Below are 18,504 nucleotides of genomic sequence, written 5' to 3' on the forward strand. Positions count from 1 at the left end.
CCTCAGTGTGACTCTTGTGTTGCCGCTCTGGCGGTGGTTGGGTCCTGATCACCTGGTGTTTGGCTCTTGATGGGCCTACCGGCATCACCATCAAAGGGTGAGGTCTGGTCTCCAAAAGTTGTGCCAACACCAGGTGTGATGGACCGACCGATGTGGCTTGATAGGAGCGTGGCACCGCCCCCAACTGAGGATTGCCCACCGGCCGGCCCAACCGTCCCTGTCCCTGTTTCTGAATCAGGAGGCAACCACCATGGTTGTTGTTGGAGTCGATGTACACAAGTCCACTCACACATTCGTCGCCGTCGATTCCGTCGGCAAGAAGCTAGGCCACCTCACCTCTGCGGCCACCACCGAAGGGCACCACACAGCGATCAACTGGGCACTCACCGAGTTCGGTGGCGATCTGGTGTGGGGTATCGAGGACTGCCGGCAGATGTCGACCCGCCTCGAGCGCGACCTGCTCGGCGCCGGCCAGACCGCGGTGCGCGTACCCACCAAGTTGATGGCCCAAGCCCGCTCCAGCGCTCGCACCCGCGGCAAGTCAGATCCCATCGACGCCCTGGCCGTGGCGCGAGCGGTACTACGCGAACCGGACCTGCCCGCCGCTGGCGCCGACCCCCAATCCCGCGAGTTACGGCTCCTCGTCGACTACCGGGAAGTCGCTGTCGCCCAACGCACTGCGTCAATCAACCGACTGCTGTGGCGGGTCCATGAGATCAATCCCGCCTACGCTCCCAAACCCCGGTCGCTGAGCATGAACAAGCACCAAAAAATACTCGCCACCCATCTCGCGAACCACACCAGCCTCCTCGCCGACATCGCCCGCGCGGAACTCGACGACATCATCTCGCTGACAGCCCGGATCAACAAGCTCGCCACCGAGATCGGCAAGCGAGTACGCCAACTGGTGCCGACCTTGCTCGAGTTGCCCGGCTGTGCCGAACTGACCGCCGGCAAAATCGTCGGCGAAACCGCCGGCATCTCCCGCTTCCGCTCCGCCGACGCCTACGCCAGCTACGCCGGCACAGCACCCATCCCCGTCTGGTCCGGCAACAGCGCCGGCCGCGTGCGACTACCCCGACACGGCAACCGACAGCTCAATACCGCACTGCACCGCATCGCCCTGACCCAAATCCGCCTCGAAGACTCCGACGGCTACACCTACTACCGCAACCGCCTCGCCGCCAACGACACCAAAACTTCAGCCCTACGGTGCCTGCGACGACGACTCATCCGCACCGTCTACCAACGACTCACCACCGACGCCCACACGCACCCCGCACCGACCGAACAAGCCGCCGCTTGACATAGGAGCAACTTTTGGCGGAGCCCACCTGGGCTTTCGGTCGCCAAAACAACCCATCATCGGGGGTCGGGGGTCATTCGAAGAGATGCTGACCCCAGTATTCGCCTTCTTGCAGGCCCGGGGGACAGGCGAACAACGCGGTGCCGGTGTGCATGAGGTACTCCATCATGGCGTCCTTGCTCGCCAGCGCCCGCTGCATCGGGACGAACTGGGTGTGCGCGTCGCGGCAATAGGCGATGAAGAACAGGCCGGCATCGAGGTGACCGAAGCCGTCTGATCCGTCTGTGAAGTTGTAGCCGCGCCGCAGGATCCGGACGCCGTTCAGATTGTCCGGATGAGCCAGGCGCACATGGGCATTGCGTGCTATCAACGGCCCGGTGCCATCGCCGATGTTGAAGTCCGGGTCGTCGAACTCGTCGACCTTGCCCAGCGGGGCGCCGTTGCCTTTGAACCGTCCGACGATCTGTTCCTGCTCCAGCAGCATCGCCCGGTCCCATGGTTCGATGTCCATCCGGATGCGACGGGCCACGAGGTAGGTGCCACCGGTCATCCACTGTGCGCCCGGCGGATTGTCGGAGTCTGCGACCCAGACGTGCTGGTCGAGTGCCGCCGTGTCACTGGCTTTGATGTTCGCGGTTCCGTCTTTGAAGCCGAACATGTTTCGCGGTGTTGCCTGCGCCGTTGTCGTCGACGACGTGCGCCCGAACCCGAGCTGTGACCACCGCACGCTGACCACTCCGAAACCCATGCGAGCAAGATTCCGGATCGCGTGTACCGCGACCTGGGGGTCGTCGGAGCAGGCCTGGACGCCGATGTCACCGAAGCTTCGCGGACGTTCGATCGCGTCGGCGACGAAGGCCGGCAGATCCTGGAGTGCAGCAGGCTTCCGGTCGGCGAGACCGAAGCGGTCGACGCCGGTCGGGTTGGCGGCGCTCGGTCCGAACAACCCCGGTCCGAAGCCGATGGTCAACGTCAGCGAAGCGGCCGAAAGACCCAGCGCCTCACCGGTGTCGGCCGGAGGCGTGTAGTCACCCAGGTCGAGGGCGCCGCCTTCGACGGTGTCCAGGCCCCGTGTCATTCGTTCGGCCGCGGCGGTCCACCGTTTGAGCATGTCGATCAGCTCGTCGCGGTCGTCGGTGATCACGTCGAACGACGCGAAATGCAGCCGGTCCTGCGCCTCGGTGATGATCCCTGCCTGGCGCCGGCCGAAGAAGGGGACGACGTGCGCGTCTGCGTCGGCCACCGATTCGGCTGCGGTCGAGCGACCCACCACAACACCACCTGCCGCGGCGGCAGCGACCGCCCCGACCCCGGCGGCGCCGAGCACCACACGGCGGCTCACGCCTGTGCGGTGCTCGGTGCCTGATGACGTCGTCTCGTCGATCGGGTCGCCTTCGGGTTCGGTCATGAATGCGCTGCCCGGGTCACGACTGGCCCATCACCAATCCGGGGACGAGGCTCAGGCTCTGCGAGAGCGCATCGATCTGATCGGAGAAGGTCTTGCGGGCTTCTTCGGGTACCTGGTCGTACGACTGGAAGCCGTCTGCGGTCTGGTATTGCTCGATCGAGGTGCGGACCGCCGCGAACTGAGCCGTGATCTTGTCCATGAGCTCGGGATTCTTGGCAGAGATGATCGGCTGCATCGCCGCGATGAGGGTTTCGGAGCCGTCGACGTTGGCCGCGAAGTCCCACAGATCGGTGTGGCTGTAGCGGTCTTCCTCGCCGCCGACCTTGGTGGCTGCGACCTCGTCGATGAGCGCCTGGGGACCCTTGACGAACGAACCGGTCTCGAAGGTGAAGTCGGTCTTGTCGACTTCTTCCTTCAGGGTGTTGACGTTGGCCAGCAATGCATCCGCAGCCTTGTCGGCTTCGGCTTTGTTGTCGGTCGCGATCGCGTTGTCGAAGTCGGCCTGGGTCACGTCGCCTGGGTTGTCACCGATGTCGGCCTGCTGCGGAGCCCACAGGAATCGCTCGAGACGATGAAAGCCGGTGAACGGCTGCGCACCGTCTTCGGTGTCGTCCCAACGCATGTCGATCGCGGGGTCGAGATCGGGGAACGACTCCGCCACCGGCTCGATGCGTTCGTAGAACGTACGGGTCAGGCCGAACTGGTTCTTGGCGGCTTCGAGGTCGCCTGCCTTCACCGCGGCGGTGAACGTCGCGGTCTGCGCCGCCAACCCGTTGACCTGGCCACGGACGTAGTCGAGGTACGAAGCCTTGGCCTGCTCGACGTCCGCGGGAGCCTTCGCCTTCTCCTTGGTCTCACCTGTGACGTTGAGTTCGGTGCGGATGCCGGTACCGACCATGCCCGGCTTGCAGGCGGTCTCGTACTTTCCGGGCTCGACGATCTCCACGGTGAGCTTGCCGGTCAGGCCTGGGCCGATGTTCTCGACCTCGCCGAGCACCCGGTTGTTGTTGCCGTACACGTAGAACTCGGTGACCTTGTCGCCGTTGTTGGTGACGTTGAACGAGACGTTGCCGGTCTCGGCGTCGGTGCTCGCGAGATCGCAGCTGTCGTCGGTGGTGCTCACCGCGATATCGCCTTCGGAGGCCTCGGTCTTGTCGGTACAGGCCGCCAGGACGAGCGGACCGGCGACCGCCGCGCACATCAGTGCCACGACCTTCGTGGATCGGGTTCGTTTCATGGGGAGTGCTGCCTTTCGTAGATGACCGGAGCTAGGCGACGGCCGAGGTGGGGGTTGGTTGGGCCGGCGCGGGCTTCGTACGTCGCGGCCACAGGAACGCGGTCATGACCACGATGAGATAGGTCGCCCATCCGACCACCTGCAAGACGGTGGGATCGGGACGGAAGTTGAAGATCCCGGCAAAAATTGTTCCGTACCACGAGGATTGGTCGTACCAGGACGTCAGGTCGAACGCTGTGTTCGACAGGCCGGGCAACCAGCCGACGGTCTGCAGGGCGCGAATGGCGTAGGCCAGCATGCCGGCGGCGACGAACACCAGGAAAACCCCGGTGTAGGTGAAGAACTTCTGGAAGTTGATCCGGACGGTTCCCTGGTAGAGCAGGACTGTCAGGACGACGGCGATCAGCACGCCGAGTATCAACCCGACCAGAGGCCAGCTGCTGCCCGAGGTGTTCTCGGCGTAACCGACCATCAGCAGTGCGGTCTCGACGCCCTCGCGACCCACCGCCAGGAACGAGAGCAGCACCACTGCGCCGGAACCGACTTCCAGGGCCCGGGCCATCGATTCCTTCAGCTCGCCGGAGATGGAGGCGGCCGCACGCTTCATCCACAACACCATGAAGGTCACGATCACCACGGCGGCGAGCGACGAGACCCCGGCGATCGCCTCTGCGGTCAACCCGGTGACGGTGGAGGTTCCGTAGTGGATCACCGCGAAGATGATCAACACCATCGCGATCGCGGCGCCGACCCCTACCCATACCCACTTCAGTGCGTCACGTCGATCAGACTTCACGAGAAACGCGACCAGGATCATCACCACGATGCCGGCCTCGAGGCCCTCGCGGACGCCGATGAGGCCACTCCCGAAGAGCTGGGTCGCGACCGAAGGCCCGGAGCTGCCCGCAGCTATGTTCAACAAAAGTCAGCTCCTCTAGGGATCGTTAGGGTCGCATTGCCTAACCGAGCGATCGTAGCGCGCAAATAGGGGAACCAAAACCGGGGCCGGAGAGTTGGTCCCTAAAGAGAGCAATGTCCAATTTTCGCGCTGACCTGCGAATTCGTACATAACGGACATTTGGCCCGGGCTCAGGTCTGACGGGGCCCGCGATTTGATACCCGTGATCGACGTGTCGATCAGGCACAGTGGAACGGGACCACATCGGGTGGTCGAATGCGTGAGATGAAGTACTCCAGGTGTGCAGACGGTGAGGAACAAGGTGGCGACAGTAGTGCGGGGCGGGCGGGCCGGTCGTAGGAGTTCCGTCTTCGGCCGGGTCGCCGGTGCGATCGCGGTGGCGTCGGCGGCGCTGATGACCACGAGTTGCCTCGACCTGCCGTCGAAGCCGGACGTCGCCATCCCCGATGGTATTCCTCCCAGCCCCGGCGCGCCGGTCCCGTACTTCGACATCAACACCCCCGGCCGGACCGCAGAGCTGTTGCGGGACTGGGCGACCCCGATCGCCGAACAGACGAAGATCCCGTTGGTCTCGCTCCAGGCTTACGGCAACGCGGCGGAGATACAGCGACAGCAGCACCCCGAATGCGGCATCTCGTGGACCACTCTGGCGGGCATCGCGGGGGTCGAGAGCAAGCACGGGACGTATCGCGGGTCGCAGATCGCGGCAAACGGCGACGTCTCGCCCGAGATCCGCGGAGTACCCCTGGACGGCACCTCCGGGAACGCCCACATCGCCGACACGGACTCCGGAACCCTCGACGGCGACGACCAGCTCGACCGCGCCATGGGTCCGTTCCAGTTCATCCCCACCACCTGGGAGCGATACGGGGTCGACGCCAACGGTGACGGCCGCGCCGACATGGACAACATCGACGATGCCGCGCTGTCGGCCGCTCGGTACCTGTGCGTGTCCGGAGGCGACCTGACCACGCCGCAGGGATGGGAAGACGCCGTGAAGGTCTACAACAACTCGATGCAGTACGTCTTGGACGTCCGAGATCACGCCAATGCCTACTCGGTCAATGTGGCCTACTGATCGTTAACTGAAGGCTCTACCGGTGCGTCAGTCAGTGTCCGCCAGTGTTGGGCATTAGGCTCTGTAGCGATAAGCCGAGACCCCTGCGTCGTCGGCGGTGAGTTCGAGACCCGAAGGAGTTATGCCGTGGCCAGCATCGATCAGGTCGGAGCGCGCGAGATCCTCGATTCGCGGGGCAACCCAACAGTCGAGGTCGAGGTGGTGCTCGACGACGGCACGTTCACCCGTGCGGCCGTGCCCTCCGGCGCGTCGACCGGTGAACACGAGGCGGTCGAACTCCGAGACGGTGGGGAACGCTACGGCGGCAAGGGTGTCACCAAGGCGGTCGAAGCCGTGCTCGGTGAGATCGCGCCTGCCGTGATCGGAATCGAGGCGGACGATCAGCGTCTCGTCGATCAGGCTCTCCTCGACCTGGACGGCACCCCAGACAAGTCGCGCCTCGGCGCCAATGCGCTCCTCGGTGTTTCCCTCGCGGTTGCCAAGGGTGCTGCCGAGTCGGCGGGCCTGCCGCTCTTCCGCTACATCGGCGGACCGAATGCCCATATCCTGCCCGTGCCGATGATGAACATCGTGAACGGCGGCGCGCACGCCGACACCGGCGTGGACGTGCAGGAGTTCATGGTCGCTCCGATCGGTGCGTCGACGTTCAAGGAGTCGCTCCGCTGGGGCGCCGAGGTCTACCACTCACTCAAGTCGGTTCTCAAGGCCAAAGGGCTCTCGACCGGTCTGGGTGACGAGGGCGGCTTCGCCCCGGACATCGCGGGTACCAAGGCGGCGCTCGAGCTCATCAGCGAGGCGATCGGTAAGACCGGCCTCAAGCTGGGCACCGATATCGCCCTTGCCCTCGACGTCGCGGCCACCGAGTTCCACACCGAGGGAACCGGTTACGCGTTCGAGGGCACCAATCGCACCGCTGCGGAGATGGCGGCCTTCTACGAAGAGCTCCTGAACGAGTTCCCGCTCGTATCGATCGAAGATCCTCTCTCCGAAGATGATTGGGATGGCTGGGTGGCGCTCACCGAGGCCATCGGCGACAAGGTGCAGCTCGTCGGCGACGATCTCTTCGTCACCAATCCCGAGCGTCTGGAAGACGGCATCAACCGCGGCGCCGCAAACGCGCTGCTGGTGAAGGTCAACCAGATCGGCACCCTCACCGAGACCCTGGACGCGGTGGCGCTGGCGCACAACAACGGCTACAAGACGATGATGAGCCACCGGTCGGGAGAGACCGAGGACACCACCATCGCGGACCTCGCCGTGGCGTGTGGTTGCGGACAGATCAAGACCGGCGCTCCCGCCCGCAGCGAGCGAGTTGCCAAGTACAACCAGCTGCTTCGCATCGAAGAGGGTCTTGGAGACGCCGCTCGCTACGCGGGTGACCTGGCCTTCCCCCGGTTCTCCTTCGAGGGCTGAGCGGACGACGACGGACCGGTGGACAGATGAGTGATGGCTGAAAGGTCGAATCGGAGGCGCAGTCCTGCCGACGTCGGCAAGGGTCCGACTCGGACCACCTCACGCAGAGCTGCACGGGGTGGCCCGTCTCGGTCGCGCGCGACGGTGCGCGACCGGGTCACGCCATCGCTCACCCTGCCGCGTGGCGCGGCGTCGCTGTCGTCGCGGTGGGAGAGCATCAACCCCAAACGAGCCGTCGTGTTGGCTGCGGTGCTGAGCCTGCTGGCGCTGACTCTCGCCGTTCCGATGCGTACCTATTTCTCGCAGCAGACCGAGTTCGACGAACTCCGTTCGAGTAACGCGCAACTCCAGAGCGAGGTGCGTGACTACGAGGAGAAGGTCGCCGAACAGAACGATCCGGCGTACATCGAGGCGCAGGCCCGTGAGCGCCTGCAGTTCGTGATGCCAGGGGAGAAGCCGTTGTTGATGCAGTACCCCGTTCCGCCGGCAAAGTCGGACGAAGAGCGCAAAGCAGAGAAGCAGGCCGGTAACCCCTGGTACACCAATCTGTGGAATTCGGTATCGGCACCCGAGAAATGATGTCTGCTTCCGAACCGAACTCTGCTGTCTCGCAGGATGATCTGGATGTGGTGGCAGGGCAGCTGGGTCGCGTCCCGCGTGGGGTGCTCGAGATCGCCTTCCGCACACCCGACGGGCAGCCCGCTGTTGTCAAGACCGCGCCGCGGCTGCCGGACGGCACGCCGTTCCCGACGCTGTTCTATCTGACTGATCCACGGCTCACCGCGGAGGCCAGCCGTCAGGAATCAGGTGGGGTCATGCGGGAGATGAGTGCCCGTCTCCTCGAAGATCCTGACCTCGCGGCGCACTATCGACGGGCGCACGAGTCGTACCTGGCCGAACGCGACGCCATCGAAGAACTCGGCACCGACTTCACCGGTGGCGGCATGCCTGATCGGGTCAAGTGTCTGCATGTTCTGATCGCGCACTCGCTGGCGAAAGGCCCAGGAGTGAACCCTCTCGGCGATGAAGCGGTTTCCCTGGCCGCGGAGGCCGGCCTCCGCGGGACGGCCATCCCCGCGGACTGGCCGCCGGTGCGGACGCCGACCGAATGACGGAGATCGTCGCAGCCGTGGACTGCGGTACCAACTCGATCAGGCTTCTCGTCGCGCGTGCAGGTGACGGCGGGCTCGTGGATCTGCATCGGGAGATGCGAGTGGTACGACTCGGTCAAGGTGTCGATGCCACCGGCTCCTTCGCCGACGAGGCGATCGAGCGCACTCGCGTGGCCCTGACCGACTATGTGGCAACGATGAAGCAACATGGGGTCGGCGCGGTACGGATGGTGGCGACGTCGGCGTCCCGCGATGCCTCCAATCGCGACGACTTCTTTGCGATGACCCGCGATCTGTTGGGACAGGTTGTACCGGGAAGCGTTGCCGAAGTGATCACCGGTGATGAGGAGGCACGGCTCTCGTTTGCCGGTGCCGTCGGCGACCTGGACCCGGCGCAGGGGCCGTTTGTGGTGGTAGATCTCGGTGGGGGCTCCACCGAGGTGGTCGTCGGGGACTCCGACGGTGTGCACGCGGCATATTCGGCGAACATCGGCTGTGTACGCCTCACCGAACGATGCCTGCACAGCGATCCGCCGACCGACGAGGAGATCTCGGCCGCACGATCGGTCATCGAGGAGCTTCTGGGCGACGCCTTCTCTCGGGTATCGGTCGACGGCGTACGCACGTTTGTCGGGGTCGCAGGCACCATGACCACTTTGGCCGCCCTGGCCACGGACCTTCCCGTGTACGACCCTGAGCAGATCCATCTCTCACGTGTCGACTTCCGATCTCTGTCGGACGTCTGCTGGCGTCTGGTCCGGATGTCGCGCAGCGAGCGGGCGGCACTCGGGCCCATGCACGAGGGGCGCGTCGACGTCATCGGCGGAGGCTCGCTGGTCACCCTGGAACTGGCTCGAATCGTCGCGGAGAAGACGTCGATCACCGAGTTGGTCGTCTCGGAGCACGACATCCTCGACGGAATAGCCTTGTCGCTACTGGTCAGCGACTGACCTGTTCACCACGGGTCTCCGGACTCCGCAGTGAGATGTTGTTGCATGCCTCGCACACACTGTCCGGGATGATTCCCCATCGCTGCAGGTAACCGAAGATGGTGCAGCCCAAGCAGAATCCGAGCACGGACTCGAGCAGGGCCGCGACGATCAGGATGCCGGTGGCAATCTGGGCGCCCAGACCATAGCCGAGCAGCGAGAGTATCAATGCGGTCCCGCTGACGACCAGCCCGATCGTCTGGGCGAATCGCTTCGGCGGTCCCGGCACGAGCTTGGTCTTCTTGATCACGTACGGCACGATCACGCGCACCGACAGCTGGCCGAAGGGCGACAGGGTCGGTCCGGACGCCACCCGCAGCGCGAATCCGATGGCCAGCAGGGCATAGGCGATCGGGTGGTTCACGACGATCGCGACGATGGCCAAGAGAACGACGAGGCCCGCGGTGGATCGGGCAGCGTACTCGTTGACCGGGTTCGGAAAAGTCAGCACACACTCACGCTACTCATCGGAACCCTTGTTCCCAACCTTTGGACCCAGCCCGCCTCAAACCGATCGTGGGGCCTTCTGGCGACGTCCACCTGGGGAGATGCTCGCCAGAACGACCCATCATGGGGCTGCGGGGGCTTGCGTGGCGAGCCTCGCCTCTTCTATATCGGCGATGCGTTCCTGTTCTTCGGCATGCTTGCGGACAGCACCGAGACCCGGGAGCAGGAAACTCGCCAGTGCGCACAGCGCGTAGCCGGTGATCGGCACCCACGCCGCGACAGAGAGTGCATGCAAGAGTTCGGGCTGCGTGTACCGGCCGGCCTCACCGAAGAACAGCACGCCGGTGACCGCGACCCCGACCGCTCCGCCGACCTGGGCGAACGTATTCAGGGTGCCCGACGCCGCACCGGAGTCGTTGACGTCGACGGTCGAGAGCGCGATGTCCAACAGCGGCACGAGCATGGTGGTCAGACCGAGCCCGGCAAGCGCCATGGGGACAACCGTGTCCCAACTGGAGAAGGCCGCGTCCGACGACCGGATGACCTGAATCGTCCATGCCGTGCCCGCGCTCATCATCACCGCGCCGACCAGCGGCAGGATGCGCCCCAGTTTGGTCGTCAGCCCTGCTGCAACCCCGGCGGCGATGACTGCGCCGACGCTGAACGGCAACGTCATCGCGCCGGCCGTGATGGCCTCGAAGTTCAGGCCCACCTGCACATAGATGGCGAGGATCAGGAAGAACGAGGTGATCGAGCCCTGGAAGAGGAACTGGATCGCCGACCCGCCGACGAATCCGCGGTTACCGAAAAGCCGGAGCGGTATCAATGCGCTGCCCTCGGCGGTGCGGCGCTTCTGCTGGTAGACGAATGCCGTCAATGCGACCGGTGAGAGCGCCATCATCACGAAGGACCACGCCGGCCAACCGAGCTGACGCCCCTCCACCAGCGGGTAGACCAGGAGCAACACGCCACCCACGGCCAGCACCACCCCGACGATGTCGAGATCGGTGACCTTCTCGGACTTGGTGTTGGGAACGAGGAAGTACCCGGCGACGGCGATGATGATGCCGATCGGGACGTTGATGAAGAAGATGGACCGCCACTCGCCCCCGATGGGGTTGTTGGTGACCAGCCAACCGCCCAGCACCGGACCGATCACCGCGGCCATCGCCGTGATGACGCCGAGGATCGCGAACACCGGTGCACGTTCCTTCGGGCGGTACAGAACCTGCACGTTGGCGAGCACCTGGGGCACCATCAGTCCCGCGAAGAATCCTTGGAGCACGCGGGAGGCGACAAGGATACTGCCGGTCTGCGCCGTCGACGCCAGCACCGACGCCAACGTGAAACCGATGATGCCGATCAGGAAGATCCGTTGCCTGCCGTACCGGTCGCCGAGACGTCCGGCAGTGATCAGGACGCCGGCAAACGCCAGCACATAACCACCGACCAGCCATTCGATCTGGGCCGGGCTGGCGCCGAGATCGTCGCGGATGGACGGGATCGCGACGTTGACGATCGTCACGTCCATCAGATCCATGAACATGGCGAAGGCGAGAATCGCCATCGCCAGGTTGCGGCGCTTAAACGTCGTGGTTGTCATCGCGAGCCCTGCGTGCAGCGTCGCGCATCTCGATTCCGTCGCTGATGAGGTCACCGATCTCGTGGGTGACGTCGATGACGGCCCCGGTGATGATCGAGGCGATCCGCCCCACGCGGTGGGCGGTCGACTCGATCAACTCCTGGGCGATGTCCTTGTTCCGCTCGAACTGCGAGACCATGTGAGCCTTCCGTTCCGCTGCCGCAACAAGACCTCAGGCCCCCCGAGTGGCCCGCTAGGCGGCAACTTTCGACTCGACCTTAACACTGAACTGTGCGTCATCGGCCACCCAGGAATTGGGCAGTGACAGGCGCGCGATCTTGCGCCATGTCGAACCGATCTGGTGACTGAAACTGCCGGTGTTGTAAGGCAATCCATACCGTTCGCACAGTGCCTTGACCTCACCTGAGATTTCCGGGTAGCGGTTGGCCGGAATGTCAGGGAACAGGTGGTGTTCGATCTGATGCGACAGGTTTCCGCTCATGATGTGGAACAAGGGCGTTCCGGTGATGTTGGCCGAACCGAGCATCTGACGCAGGTACCACTGACCGCGGGTCTCGTTCGCGGTTTCTTCCTGGGTGAAAGTCTGTACCCCGGAAGGGAAGTGGCCGCAGAAGATGATCGAGAACGTCCACAGGTTCCGCACGAGGTTCGCACTGGCGTTGCCGACGAGGGTGGTGACGAAGAACGGGCCGGTGAGCGCCGGATACACGACGTAGTCCTTGAGTACCTGTCGGCTGGCCTTGCGCCACATTCCCTTGACCAGGCCTTTGACGTCGGTCCACTTGCGCTTGCCCTGGACGATGTTCTCGGCCTCGAGGTCGTGGAGCATCACGCCCCACTCGAACAGGATCATCAGTGCGCTGGCGTAGACGAGGTTGCCCAGGTAGTAGGGGTTCCAGGACTGGTCACGGTCCATGCGCAGGATGCCGTACCCGATGTCGCGGTCTTGGCCGACGATGTTGGTGAAGGTGTGGTGCATGTAATTGTGGCTGTGACGCCATTGATCGGCAGGACAGACTGTGTCCCATTCGAACTCGCGAGAGTTCAGGCTCGGCTCACGCATCCAGTCGTATTGGCCGTGCATGACGTTGTGACCGATTTCCATGTTGTCGAGGATCTTCGACACGCTCAATGCGCCGACGCCGGCCAGCCAGGCGGGCGGGATGAACGGGAAGTACATGAGGGCGCGGCCCGCGACCTCGAGGGTGCGCTGCGCTTTGATGATCGAGTAGATGTAGTCGCGGTCCTTGTCGCCGAGGTCGGCGACAACGCGGGCCTTGAGGGCATCGAGCTCCCGGCCGAGCTCGTCGACCTGGTCTTCGGTGAGGACTAGTTCCGTGGTTGTCATGGTGACTCCTTGGATAGCTGTCGGGTGGTGCGGGGGCTGAACTCAGTACGTGATGACCGTCAGATGTCGATGACGCAGTCGCCGACGGGCTTGCTGATGCACAGCTGGATGTGTTTGTCGGACTCCGTGTCGGTCTCGCCGGTGAGGATGTTCTTCGTCAGGCCGGACTTCTTGACGGCGCTGCAGGAGAAACAGATCCCCATACGGCACCCGAACTCTGGTGTCAGACCGGCATTCTCGGCCTGTTCGAGTATCGAATCGCCGTTGTTCTGCGCTTCGGTGCCGCTCGCGGCGAAGCTGAGCCGGCCCTGCGCCGGAGCGTCGTCGTCGACGTCTGCCGGCGTGACGAGTACGAATTGCTCGGTGTGCAGGTTCGATTCCGCGCCGAGGCCGGCGAGATGGTCGGAGACCGATTCATGCAGGGCGGGTGGTCCGCAGAGGAACACCTGTGACGCGGCCAGGTCGAGGCCGGCGAGGTGATCGGGCCGGAAGTGGCCCCCGGTGTCCGACTCGGTGGTCGGTCTCGTGAAGTGGGTGGTGATCGTCCAGTCCGGACGGGCCGCGGCGATGTCCGCCAGTTCGGATGCGTACGGGTGGTCCTCGGCGCTGCGTGTGTAGTGAACGAACGTGACGTCGCCGCGATGGTTCTCGTCTACAAGTGTTCTCAGCATTGAGAGTACGGGTGTAATGCCGCTGCCGCCGCTGATGAACAGGAGGGAATCGGGGCGCTCGGCAGGAAGGGTGAAGGTGCCGGTCGCGGGCTGCAGGCCCAGCACCTGGCCCGTCCTGATGTTCTCGCGCAGGTGCTTGGAGACGAATCCGTCTTCATGGCTGGTGAGGGTCAATTCGATGGTGCCGGGGGTGTGCGCGCTGCTCGCCGGCGAGTAGCAACGGCTGTGGCGCACCCCCTTGATGACGGTGCTGAGCTGCACAAACTGGCCGGCTTCGAAGCCAGTCCATTGCCGGGTCGGGCGCAAGGTCATCGTGACCGAGCGGGGGGACCGGCGATCGACGGCGACCACCTCGGCGCGCAGGTCGGTCCAGGTGATGCGTGGATCGACGAGCTCGAGGTAACGGTCGACGGGGTGTGGTGTCAGGGCTGCTTCGAGCACCGAACCGAAGAATCCGGAAAGTGACTTGGTCATCCGTGTGTCCTTTCATTTCAGTGCACATCTGTACACAGACAGTGTGGCATCACCTGACCCCATCAAGTCAAGGAAACAATGTGTAACCGCCATCACGTCCGGCGCGGTGCCTCCGAAATCCGGCGGGTGCACAGACGTACACTGACCTGCGTGTCGCGGACGTCAAAACATCACAGCTCGGGTACTCGCAGTACCCGGCGTGCTTCACCGTCGGTCGAGCGCCTCGACGATTCGACCCGCACCCGTGCCGAACAGAAGAGCCGGACCCGGCAGGCATTGCTCGATCAGACCCTCGAGCTGGTGGGTGAGCGCAGCTTCTCCTCGATCAGCCTGCGGGAGGTGACCAAGCGCGCCGGGATCGTCCCGACCGCGTTCTATCGTCATTTCGCGTCGATGGAGGAGGTCGGGGTCACCCTGGTCGAGGACTCCATGCGGACGTTGCGTCGCATGCTGCGTGACGGCAGGCGTGATCTCGCGGCCCGGGCGGCCGTGCCCACCGCGAAGGAGTCGCTGGCGGTGCTGGTGCGGCAGGCGCGCGCCAACGAGGCGCAGTTCCGTTTCCTCGTGCGCGAACAATACGGCGGGATCAGTGAGGTGCGCCGGGCGATCGACACCGAGCTCAAGCTGTTCTCCCGCGAACTGGCCATCGACCTGTCCCGGATCCCGGACCTGGCCGAGTGGCCCGCCGACGACCTGGAGGTGGCCGGAGATCTCATCGTCACGGTGATGCTCCACGCGGTCGCCGAGCTGGTCGAACTCGACCGCCGAAACACCAGAGAAGAGGACGAGCTCATCCTTCGAACCGAAAAGCAGCTGGTCATCGCCTTTCTCGGCATGGGGCGCTGGCAACCGTCCCAGGAGTGATCGAGCTTCTCGTTCGTGAATCGGGCTAGGGGACAGAGCCATCTGTTCAGACCACACGGCTGCGTGGGGGTGTCGTACCCCATTAATATTGTTTCCCTTGAGCGGCCAGAGTCGGCCGCGCAGGTGCTGGGAGGCAACCGATGGTCGAAGGTTCGCGGACGGGCACTCAATTCGGGGTCTATCGCCTCGACGCCCTGATCGGTCGCGGGGGGATGGGTGAGGTGTACCGCGCCTACGACACGGCGAAGGACCGTACCGTCGCTCTCAAGCTTCTGAACGTCGAGTTGGCGCAGGACCCGACCTATCAGGAGCGCTTTCGCCGGGAGTCGCATGCGGCGGCGCGGCTACAGGAACCGCACGTCATACCCATCCACGACTGGGGCGAGATCGACGGCGTCCTGTACATCGACATGCGGCTCGTGACCGGCCAGGACCTGCGGGCAGCACTGCGCGAGGGTGGCGCGATGGATCCCGCCCGCGCCGTCAAGATCATCGAGCAGGTGGCCGGAGCCCTCGACGCCGCGCATGCCGACGGGCTGATCCATCGGGACATCAAGCCGGAGAACATCATCCTGGCCGAAGGCGACTTCGCGTACCTCGTCGACTTCGGGATCGCCCACTCCGGCGACGAATCGCAACTGACCGTCGCGGGGCTGGCGATCGGGTCGTACCGGTACATGGCGCCGGAGCGATTCGGCAACGATCGCGTCACCCCGATGGCAGACGTGTACTCGCTGACCTGCGTACTGCACGAATGTCTCACCGGTTCGACGCCGCACCAGGCCGACACGATCAGTTCTGCGGTCAAGGCGCACGTGCTGAACCCGGCGCCGCAGCCCTCTCGTGTCCGACCGGGGGTTCCCGTCGGGTTCGATCAGGTCATCGCGCAAGGCCTCGAGAAGCGGCCCGAACATCGCTACCAGACCGCAGGTCAGCTCGCCGCTGCGGCGAGGGCTGCACTCACCGGCGCGAACATCCCTGCCCCGCAGACGATTGTGACCGGATTTCCCGGCGGCGGCTTCCCGCAGGCTCCGCCGACGGTTGCCGGGATGGCACCACCGGGTACCGGCCCGCAATACAACCCGACCATGTACAGCGGCCCGGTTGCTCCACCGCCGAACTTCGGTACGGGTCAGCAACCGGCGTACTTCACCGGACCCCAGCAGGGCGGCCCCGGCGCAGGGTCGCAGTCGAAAGGGATCATCGCCGCGCTGGTGGGCCTCATCGTGCTCGCTCTCGGTGGGCTCGCGGCCCTGTTGATCTGGTATGTCGGCTCGAAGGACGAGGCCGGTGACGACCCGGCGGTGGCGGTCAGCACCGTGACCGAAACCGCAGGTGGTCAGGTCCAGAACACCCAGGCCCCGGCACCCGCACCGGCGGCAGGCCCTCCGCCGGGCTCGACGCCGTGCCCGGCGGTGTACGGCCCGGCCGGCAACCTCTCAGGTTCGGCCATCGGCTCAGCGGTGACGAGCTGTGCTTTCGCAGAGGAAGTCCGGGTGAGCTATGCGGGGAGCGGTGCGCCCGCGCAGCCGCGCCAGGTCCTGGCGACGAGCCCGGTTACGGGTGTGACCTATGTGATGATGTGCACGCCGGCCGGATCTGCGGTCACCTGCACGGGCGGAGAAAACGCTGTTGTTCACCTTTTCTGACGTGACAGGTTCCCGGGCGTCACGGCCGTCTGCGCTCGCCGCCGCCGTCGTGTGTGTGGCCCTGTCGGCGGCGGCGTGCACCGGTTCGGACGATCCGCCCGCATCAGTCTCGACGTCGCCCACCACCGTCACGGTGCCCAGTCCGAACCCGTCGGCTGATCCGGCGACGAGGACCTCGGCGGTCGCTTCCGACGTGCCCGGGTTCTCCCGCCGGCTGACGCAGAGTCTGCAGGCGATGCTGAACGAACAACCCGGTTCCGTCGGGATCGCCATCGGACCTGTCAACGGGACCACGCCTGCCCAACTGTTCGGTGACCTTCCGACCGAGGTGTCCTGGTCGACCATCAAGGTCCCGCTGGCCCTGGCTGCCCTGCGCAACGTCGGGGCAGTCGCGCAGCCCGACATCAACCTGGCCATCATGAACTCCGACAACGCTGCGGCGGAACGGCTCTGGGGGATGTTGGGCACGCCCACCGAGGCCTCGGCCGCGGTCACCGAAGTCCTTCGAGACGCGGGTGACACGACCACCATCGTGCAGTCACAAAAGGTTCGAGCCGGATTCACCGCCTTCGGGCAGACCGAATGGAGCCTGGTCGACCAGGCTCGGTTCGCGTCACAGCTCCCGTGTATGCCCGACAGTGCGGGCATCCTGGAGCTGATGCGTGAGGTCGGGGGAACCCAGCAATGGGGCGCCCAATCGATCGAGGGGACCGCGGTCAAAGGTGGATGGGGTCCGCAGCCCGATGCCGAGGGGAATTACCTGGTGCGCCAGATGGCCGTGATCCCCGCCGAGTCCGGAGACGTGGTGGTCACGATGGCCACGACGCCGGACAACGGGACCTTCGAGGACGGGACCGCCGTCCTCGACGACGTCGGTGCCTGGATAACGGAGAATCTCGAAGCGCTACCTGCGGGGCGATGTTGAGTCGCGGGCGCAGGGCCGCCGTCGCACTCGTCGGGTCCGTCGTCGTGATCGCGGGGCTCGTGGCGTGCGGTGACGGCGAGCCGTCCGATCCGGGAAATCAACGGTCCGTGACCGTCGTCGGCAACGGGCAGGTCGAGGGGGCACCGGATACGCTGCGTGCCGACCTCGGCGTCGAGACCACCGGCGACGACGTTTCCACGGCCGTCAACGCGGCCAACCAGCAGATCGCGGCCATCACCGAGGCAGTGGTGAACGCCGGGGTACCCCGCGAGAACATCCAGACGCAGCAGGTCACTCTGAGTCCGGACTACTCCAATCCGGTGCCGGGCGGGTCCAGCCAGATCTCGGGATACCGGGCGACCAACTCGCTGCGGGTCGACATCACCGACCTGACCAAGGCATCGAACGTACTCGAAGTCGCTGTGGAGGCCGGAGGGAACTCGACGCGGATCAGCAACGTCTCGTTTGTCATCGACGACGACTCCGATCTGGTGGTCAACGCCCGCGAGAAGGCCTTCAAGGACGCGCGCGATCGCGCCGATCAGTACGCCGGGCTCTCGGGCGACGAGTTGGGGAAGGTGCTGACCATCGACGAGACGTCCTCGGGCCAACAGGTGCAGGTGGGCGAACGGTCCGCGATGGACAGCAGTGCGGTGCCCCTGGAACCGGGTCAGCAGACGGTCAGCTTCTCGGTGACGGTGAAATGGCAACTGAAGTAACACATCACGAGGGGTGGGAATGATGAGTGAAGTCGTGGGGATGAACGGCGAGTCCATTGTCTTCGACGGGGCGACGGTGGCGAAGTACCGCCATCACGGCAAGGACGAGGCTGCGCGCAACCCGGTCTCGACGTTCCGTGAATGCACCATCAAGGAAAAGACGTCGCTGCTCGGCAAGCCCAAGAAGCCTCCGCAGTTCGACGTGTTGCTGGCGATGTCAGCGTTCATGAGCCTCACGGTGGATGAGGCCGGCAAGTCCGCCGTCGAGGCGCTGGTTGCCGAGGTGCGTACGGCCGCCGGGAGATGAGATCCGCCTTCGGTAGATGAGAACGGCCCGCCCCA

General features: G+C 64.9%; 19 protein-coding genes. 11 read left to right on the top strand and 8 right to left on the bottom strand.

The features are described 5' to 3' along the window. Positions 1-250 precede the first annotated feature (250 nt). The gene (locus tag BH683_RS01320) at positions 251-1,306 is read left to right on the top strand and encodes an IS110 family transposase (protein WP_084834247.1); all 1,056 of its coding nucleotides are present in this window, start codon (positions 251-253) and stop codon (positions 1,304-1,306) included. Positions 1,307-1,379: 73 nt separating this feature from the next. Here the strand turns inward: BH683_RS01320 and efeB are convergent, their stop codons facing one another. From efeB to efeU, 3 genes are read right to left on the bottom strand one after another with little or no spacing between them, the layout of a single operon-like run. After that, on the bottom strand, positions 1,380-2,714 hold the full coding sequence (efeB, locus tag BH683_RS01325) for an iron uptake transporter deferrochelatase/peroxidase subunit (protein ID WP_084834468.1): 1,335 nt from the start codon (positions 2,712-2,714) through the stop codon (positions 1,380-1,382). 16 nt (positions 2,715-2,730) lie between these two features. Beyond that, complete coding sequence (efeO, locus tag BH683_RS01330; RefSeq protein ID WP_084834469.1) at positions 2,731-3,951, bottom strand: iron uptake system protein EfeO; 1,221 nt, start codon at positions 3,949-3,951, stop codon at positions 2,731-2,733. A gap of 31 nt (positions 3,952-3,982) precedes the next feature. Next, positions 3,983-4,870, bottom strand: coding sequence for an iron uptake transporter permease EfeU (gene efeU / locus BH683_RS01335; protein ID WP_084834499.1), 888 nt, complete (start codon positions 4,868-4,870; stop codon positions 3,983-3,985). A gap of 394 nt (positions 4,871-5,264) precedes the next feature. Here efeU and BH683_RS01340 point away from each other — a divergent pair, with 394 nt between their 5' ends. The 5 genes from BH683_RS01340 to BH683_RS01360 all read left to right on the top strand — a co-directional run bounded on the left by BH683_RS01340 (position 5,265) and on the right by BH683_RS01360 (position 9,423). Beyond that, positions 5,265-5,948, top strand: coding sequence for a lytic murein transglycosylase (locus tag BH683_RS01340; RefSeq protein WP_084834500.1), 684 nt, complete (start codon positions 5,265-5,267; stop codon positions 5,946-5,948). Between the two features lie 126 nt (positions 5,949-6,074). Further along, positions 6,075-7,361 (top strand): phosphopyruvate hydratase, encoded by a 1,287-nt coding sequence (gene eno, locus BH683_RS01345; protein WP_084834470.1) that lies wholly within the window; start codon positions 6,075-6,077, stop codon positions 7,359-7,361. Between the two features lie 33 nt (positions 7,362-7,394). Next, entirely contained in the window at positions 7,395-7,940 is a 546-nt protein-coding gene (locus tag BH683_RS01350) for a septum formation initiator family protein (protein WP_084834471.1), read from the top strand. Further along, on the top strand, positions 7,937-8,473 hold the full coding sequence (locus BH683_RS01355; RefSeq protein WP_084834472.1) for a DUF501 domain-containing protein: 537 nt from the start codon (positions 7,937-7,939) through the stop codon (positions 8,471-8,473). The genes BH683_RS01350 and BH683_RS01355 overlap by 4 nt, the downstream gene beginning before the upstream one ends. Next, positions 8,470-9,423, top strand: a complete 954-nt coding sequence (locus tag BH683_RS01360; protein ID WP_084834473.1) for a Ppx/GppA phosphatase family protein — start codon at positions 8,470-8,472, stop codon at positions 9,421-9,423. The genes BH683_RS01355 and BH683_RS01360 overlap by 4 nt, the downstream gene beginning before the upstream one ends. Here the strand turns inward: BH683_RS01360 and BH683_RS01365 are convergent. The 5 genes from BH683_RS01365 to BH683_RS01385 form a co-directional block, all read right to left on the bottom strand. Further along, the gene (locus BH683_RS01365; protein ID WP_084834474.1) at positions 9,413-9,913 is read right to left on the bottom strand and encodes a DUF4395 domain-containing protein; all 501 of its coding nucleotides are present in this window, start codon (positions 9,911-9,913) and stop codon (positions 9,413-9,415) included. The genes BH683_RS01360 and BH683_RS01365 overlap by 11 nt on opposite strands. 117 nt (positions 9,914-10,030) lie before the next feature. Beyond that, positions 10,031-11,512 (bottom strand): MFS transporter, encoded by a 1,482-nt coding sequence (locus BH683_RS01370; RefSeq protein ID WP_084834475.1) that lies wholly within the window; start codon positions 11,510-11,512, stop codon positions 10,031-10,033. Next, the gene (locus BH683_RS01375) at positions 11,493-11,690 is read right to left on the bottom strand and encodes a hypothetical protein (protein ID WP_084834476.1); all 198 of its coding nucleotides are present in this window, start codon (positions 11,688-11,690) and stop codon (positions 11,493-11,495) included. Before BH683_RS01375 ends, BH683_RS01370 begins: the two co-directional genes overlap by 20 nt. A gap of 54 nt (positions 11,691-11,744) precedes the next feature. Continuing rightward, positions 11,745-12,860, bottom strand: a complete 1,116-nt coding sequence (locus tag BH683_RS01380; protein WP_084834477.1) for an acyl-CoA desaturase — start codon at positions 12,858-12,860, stop codon at positions 11,745-11,747. Positions 12,861-12,919: 59 nt separating this feature from the next. Further along, a complete protein-coding gene (locus tag BH683_RS01385) occupies positions 12,920-14,005 on the bottom strand; it encodes a ferredoxin reductase (protein ID WP_084834478.1) in 1,086 nt (361 codons plus the stop codon). A 126-nt stretch (positions 14,006-14,131) separates the two neighbouring features. On the opposite strand from BH683_RS01385, the gene BH683_RS01390 reads away from it, so the two are divergent. The 5 genes from BH683_RS01390 (at position 14,132) to BH683_RS01410 (ending at position 18,469) form a co-directional block, all read left to right on the top strand. Beyond that, positions 14,132-14,869: a TetR family transcriptional regulator gene (locus BH683_RS01390; protein WP_246833135.1), complete on the top strand. Its 738-nt coding sequence runs from the start codon at positions 14,132-14,134 to the stop codon at positions 14,867-14,869. A gap of 140 nt (positions 14,870-15,009) precedes the next feature. Continuing rightward, on the top strand, positions 15,010-16,518 hold the full coding sequence (locus tag BH683_RS01395) for a serine/threonine-protein kinase (protein WP_084834480.1): 1,509 nt from the start codon (positions 15,010-15,012) through the stop codon (positions 16,516-16,518). Position 16,519: 1 nt separating this feature from the next. Beyond that, a complete protein-coding gene (locus BH683_RS01400) occupies positions 16,520-17,443 on the top strand; it encodes a hypothetical protein (RefSeq protein ID WP_084834481.1) in 924 nt (307 codons plus the stop codon). Next, positions 17,437-18,162 (top strand): SIMPL domain-containing protein, encoded by a 726-nt coding sequence (locus BH683_RS01405; RefSeq protein WP_084834482.1) that lies wholly within the window; start codon positions 17,437-17,439, stop codon positions 18,160-18,162. The genes BH683_RS01400 and BH683_RS01405 overlap by 7 nt, the downstream gene beginning before the upstream one ends. Before the next feature lie 22 nt (positions 18,163-18,184). Beyond that, a complete protein-coding gene (locus BH683_RS01410) occupies positions 18,185-18,469 on the top strand; it encodes a hypothetical protein (RefSeq protein WP_084834501.1) in 285 nt (94 codons plus the stop codon). Positions 18,470-18,504 lie beyond the last annotated feature (35 nt).

The organism is Williamsia sp. 1138, from assembly GCF_002095435.2.
Lineage (GTDB): Bacteria > Actinomycetota > Actinomycetes > Mycobacteriales > Mycobacteriaceae > Williamsia.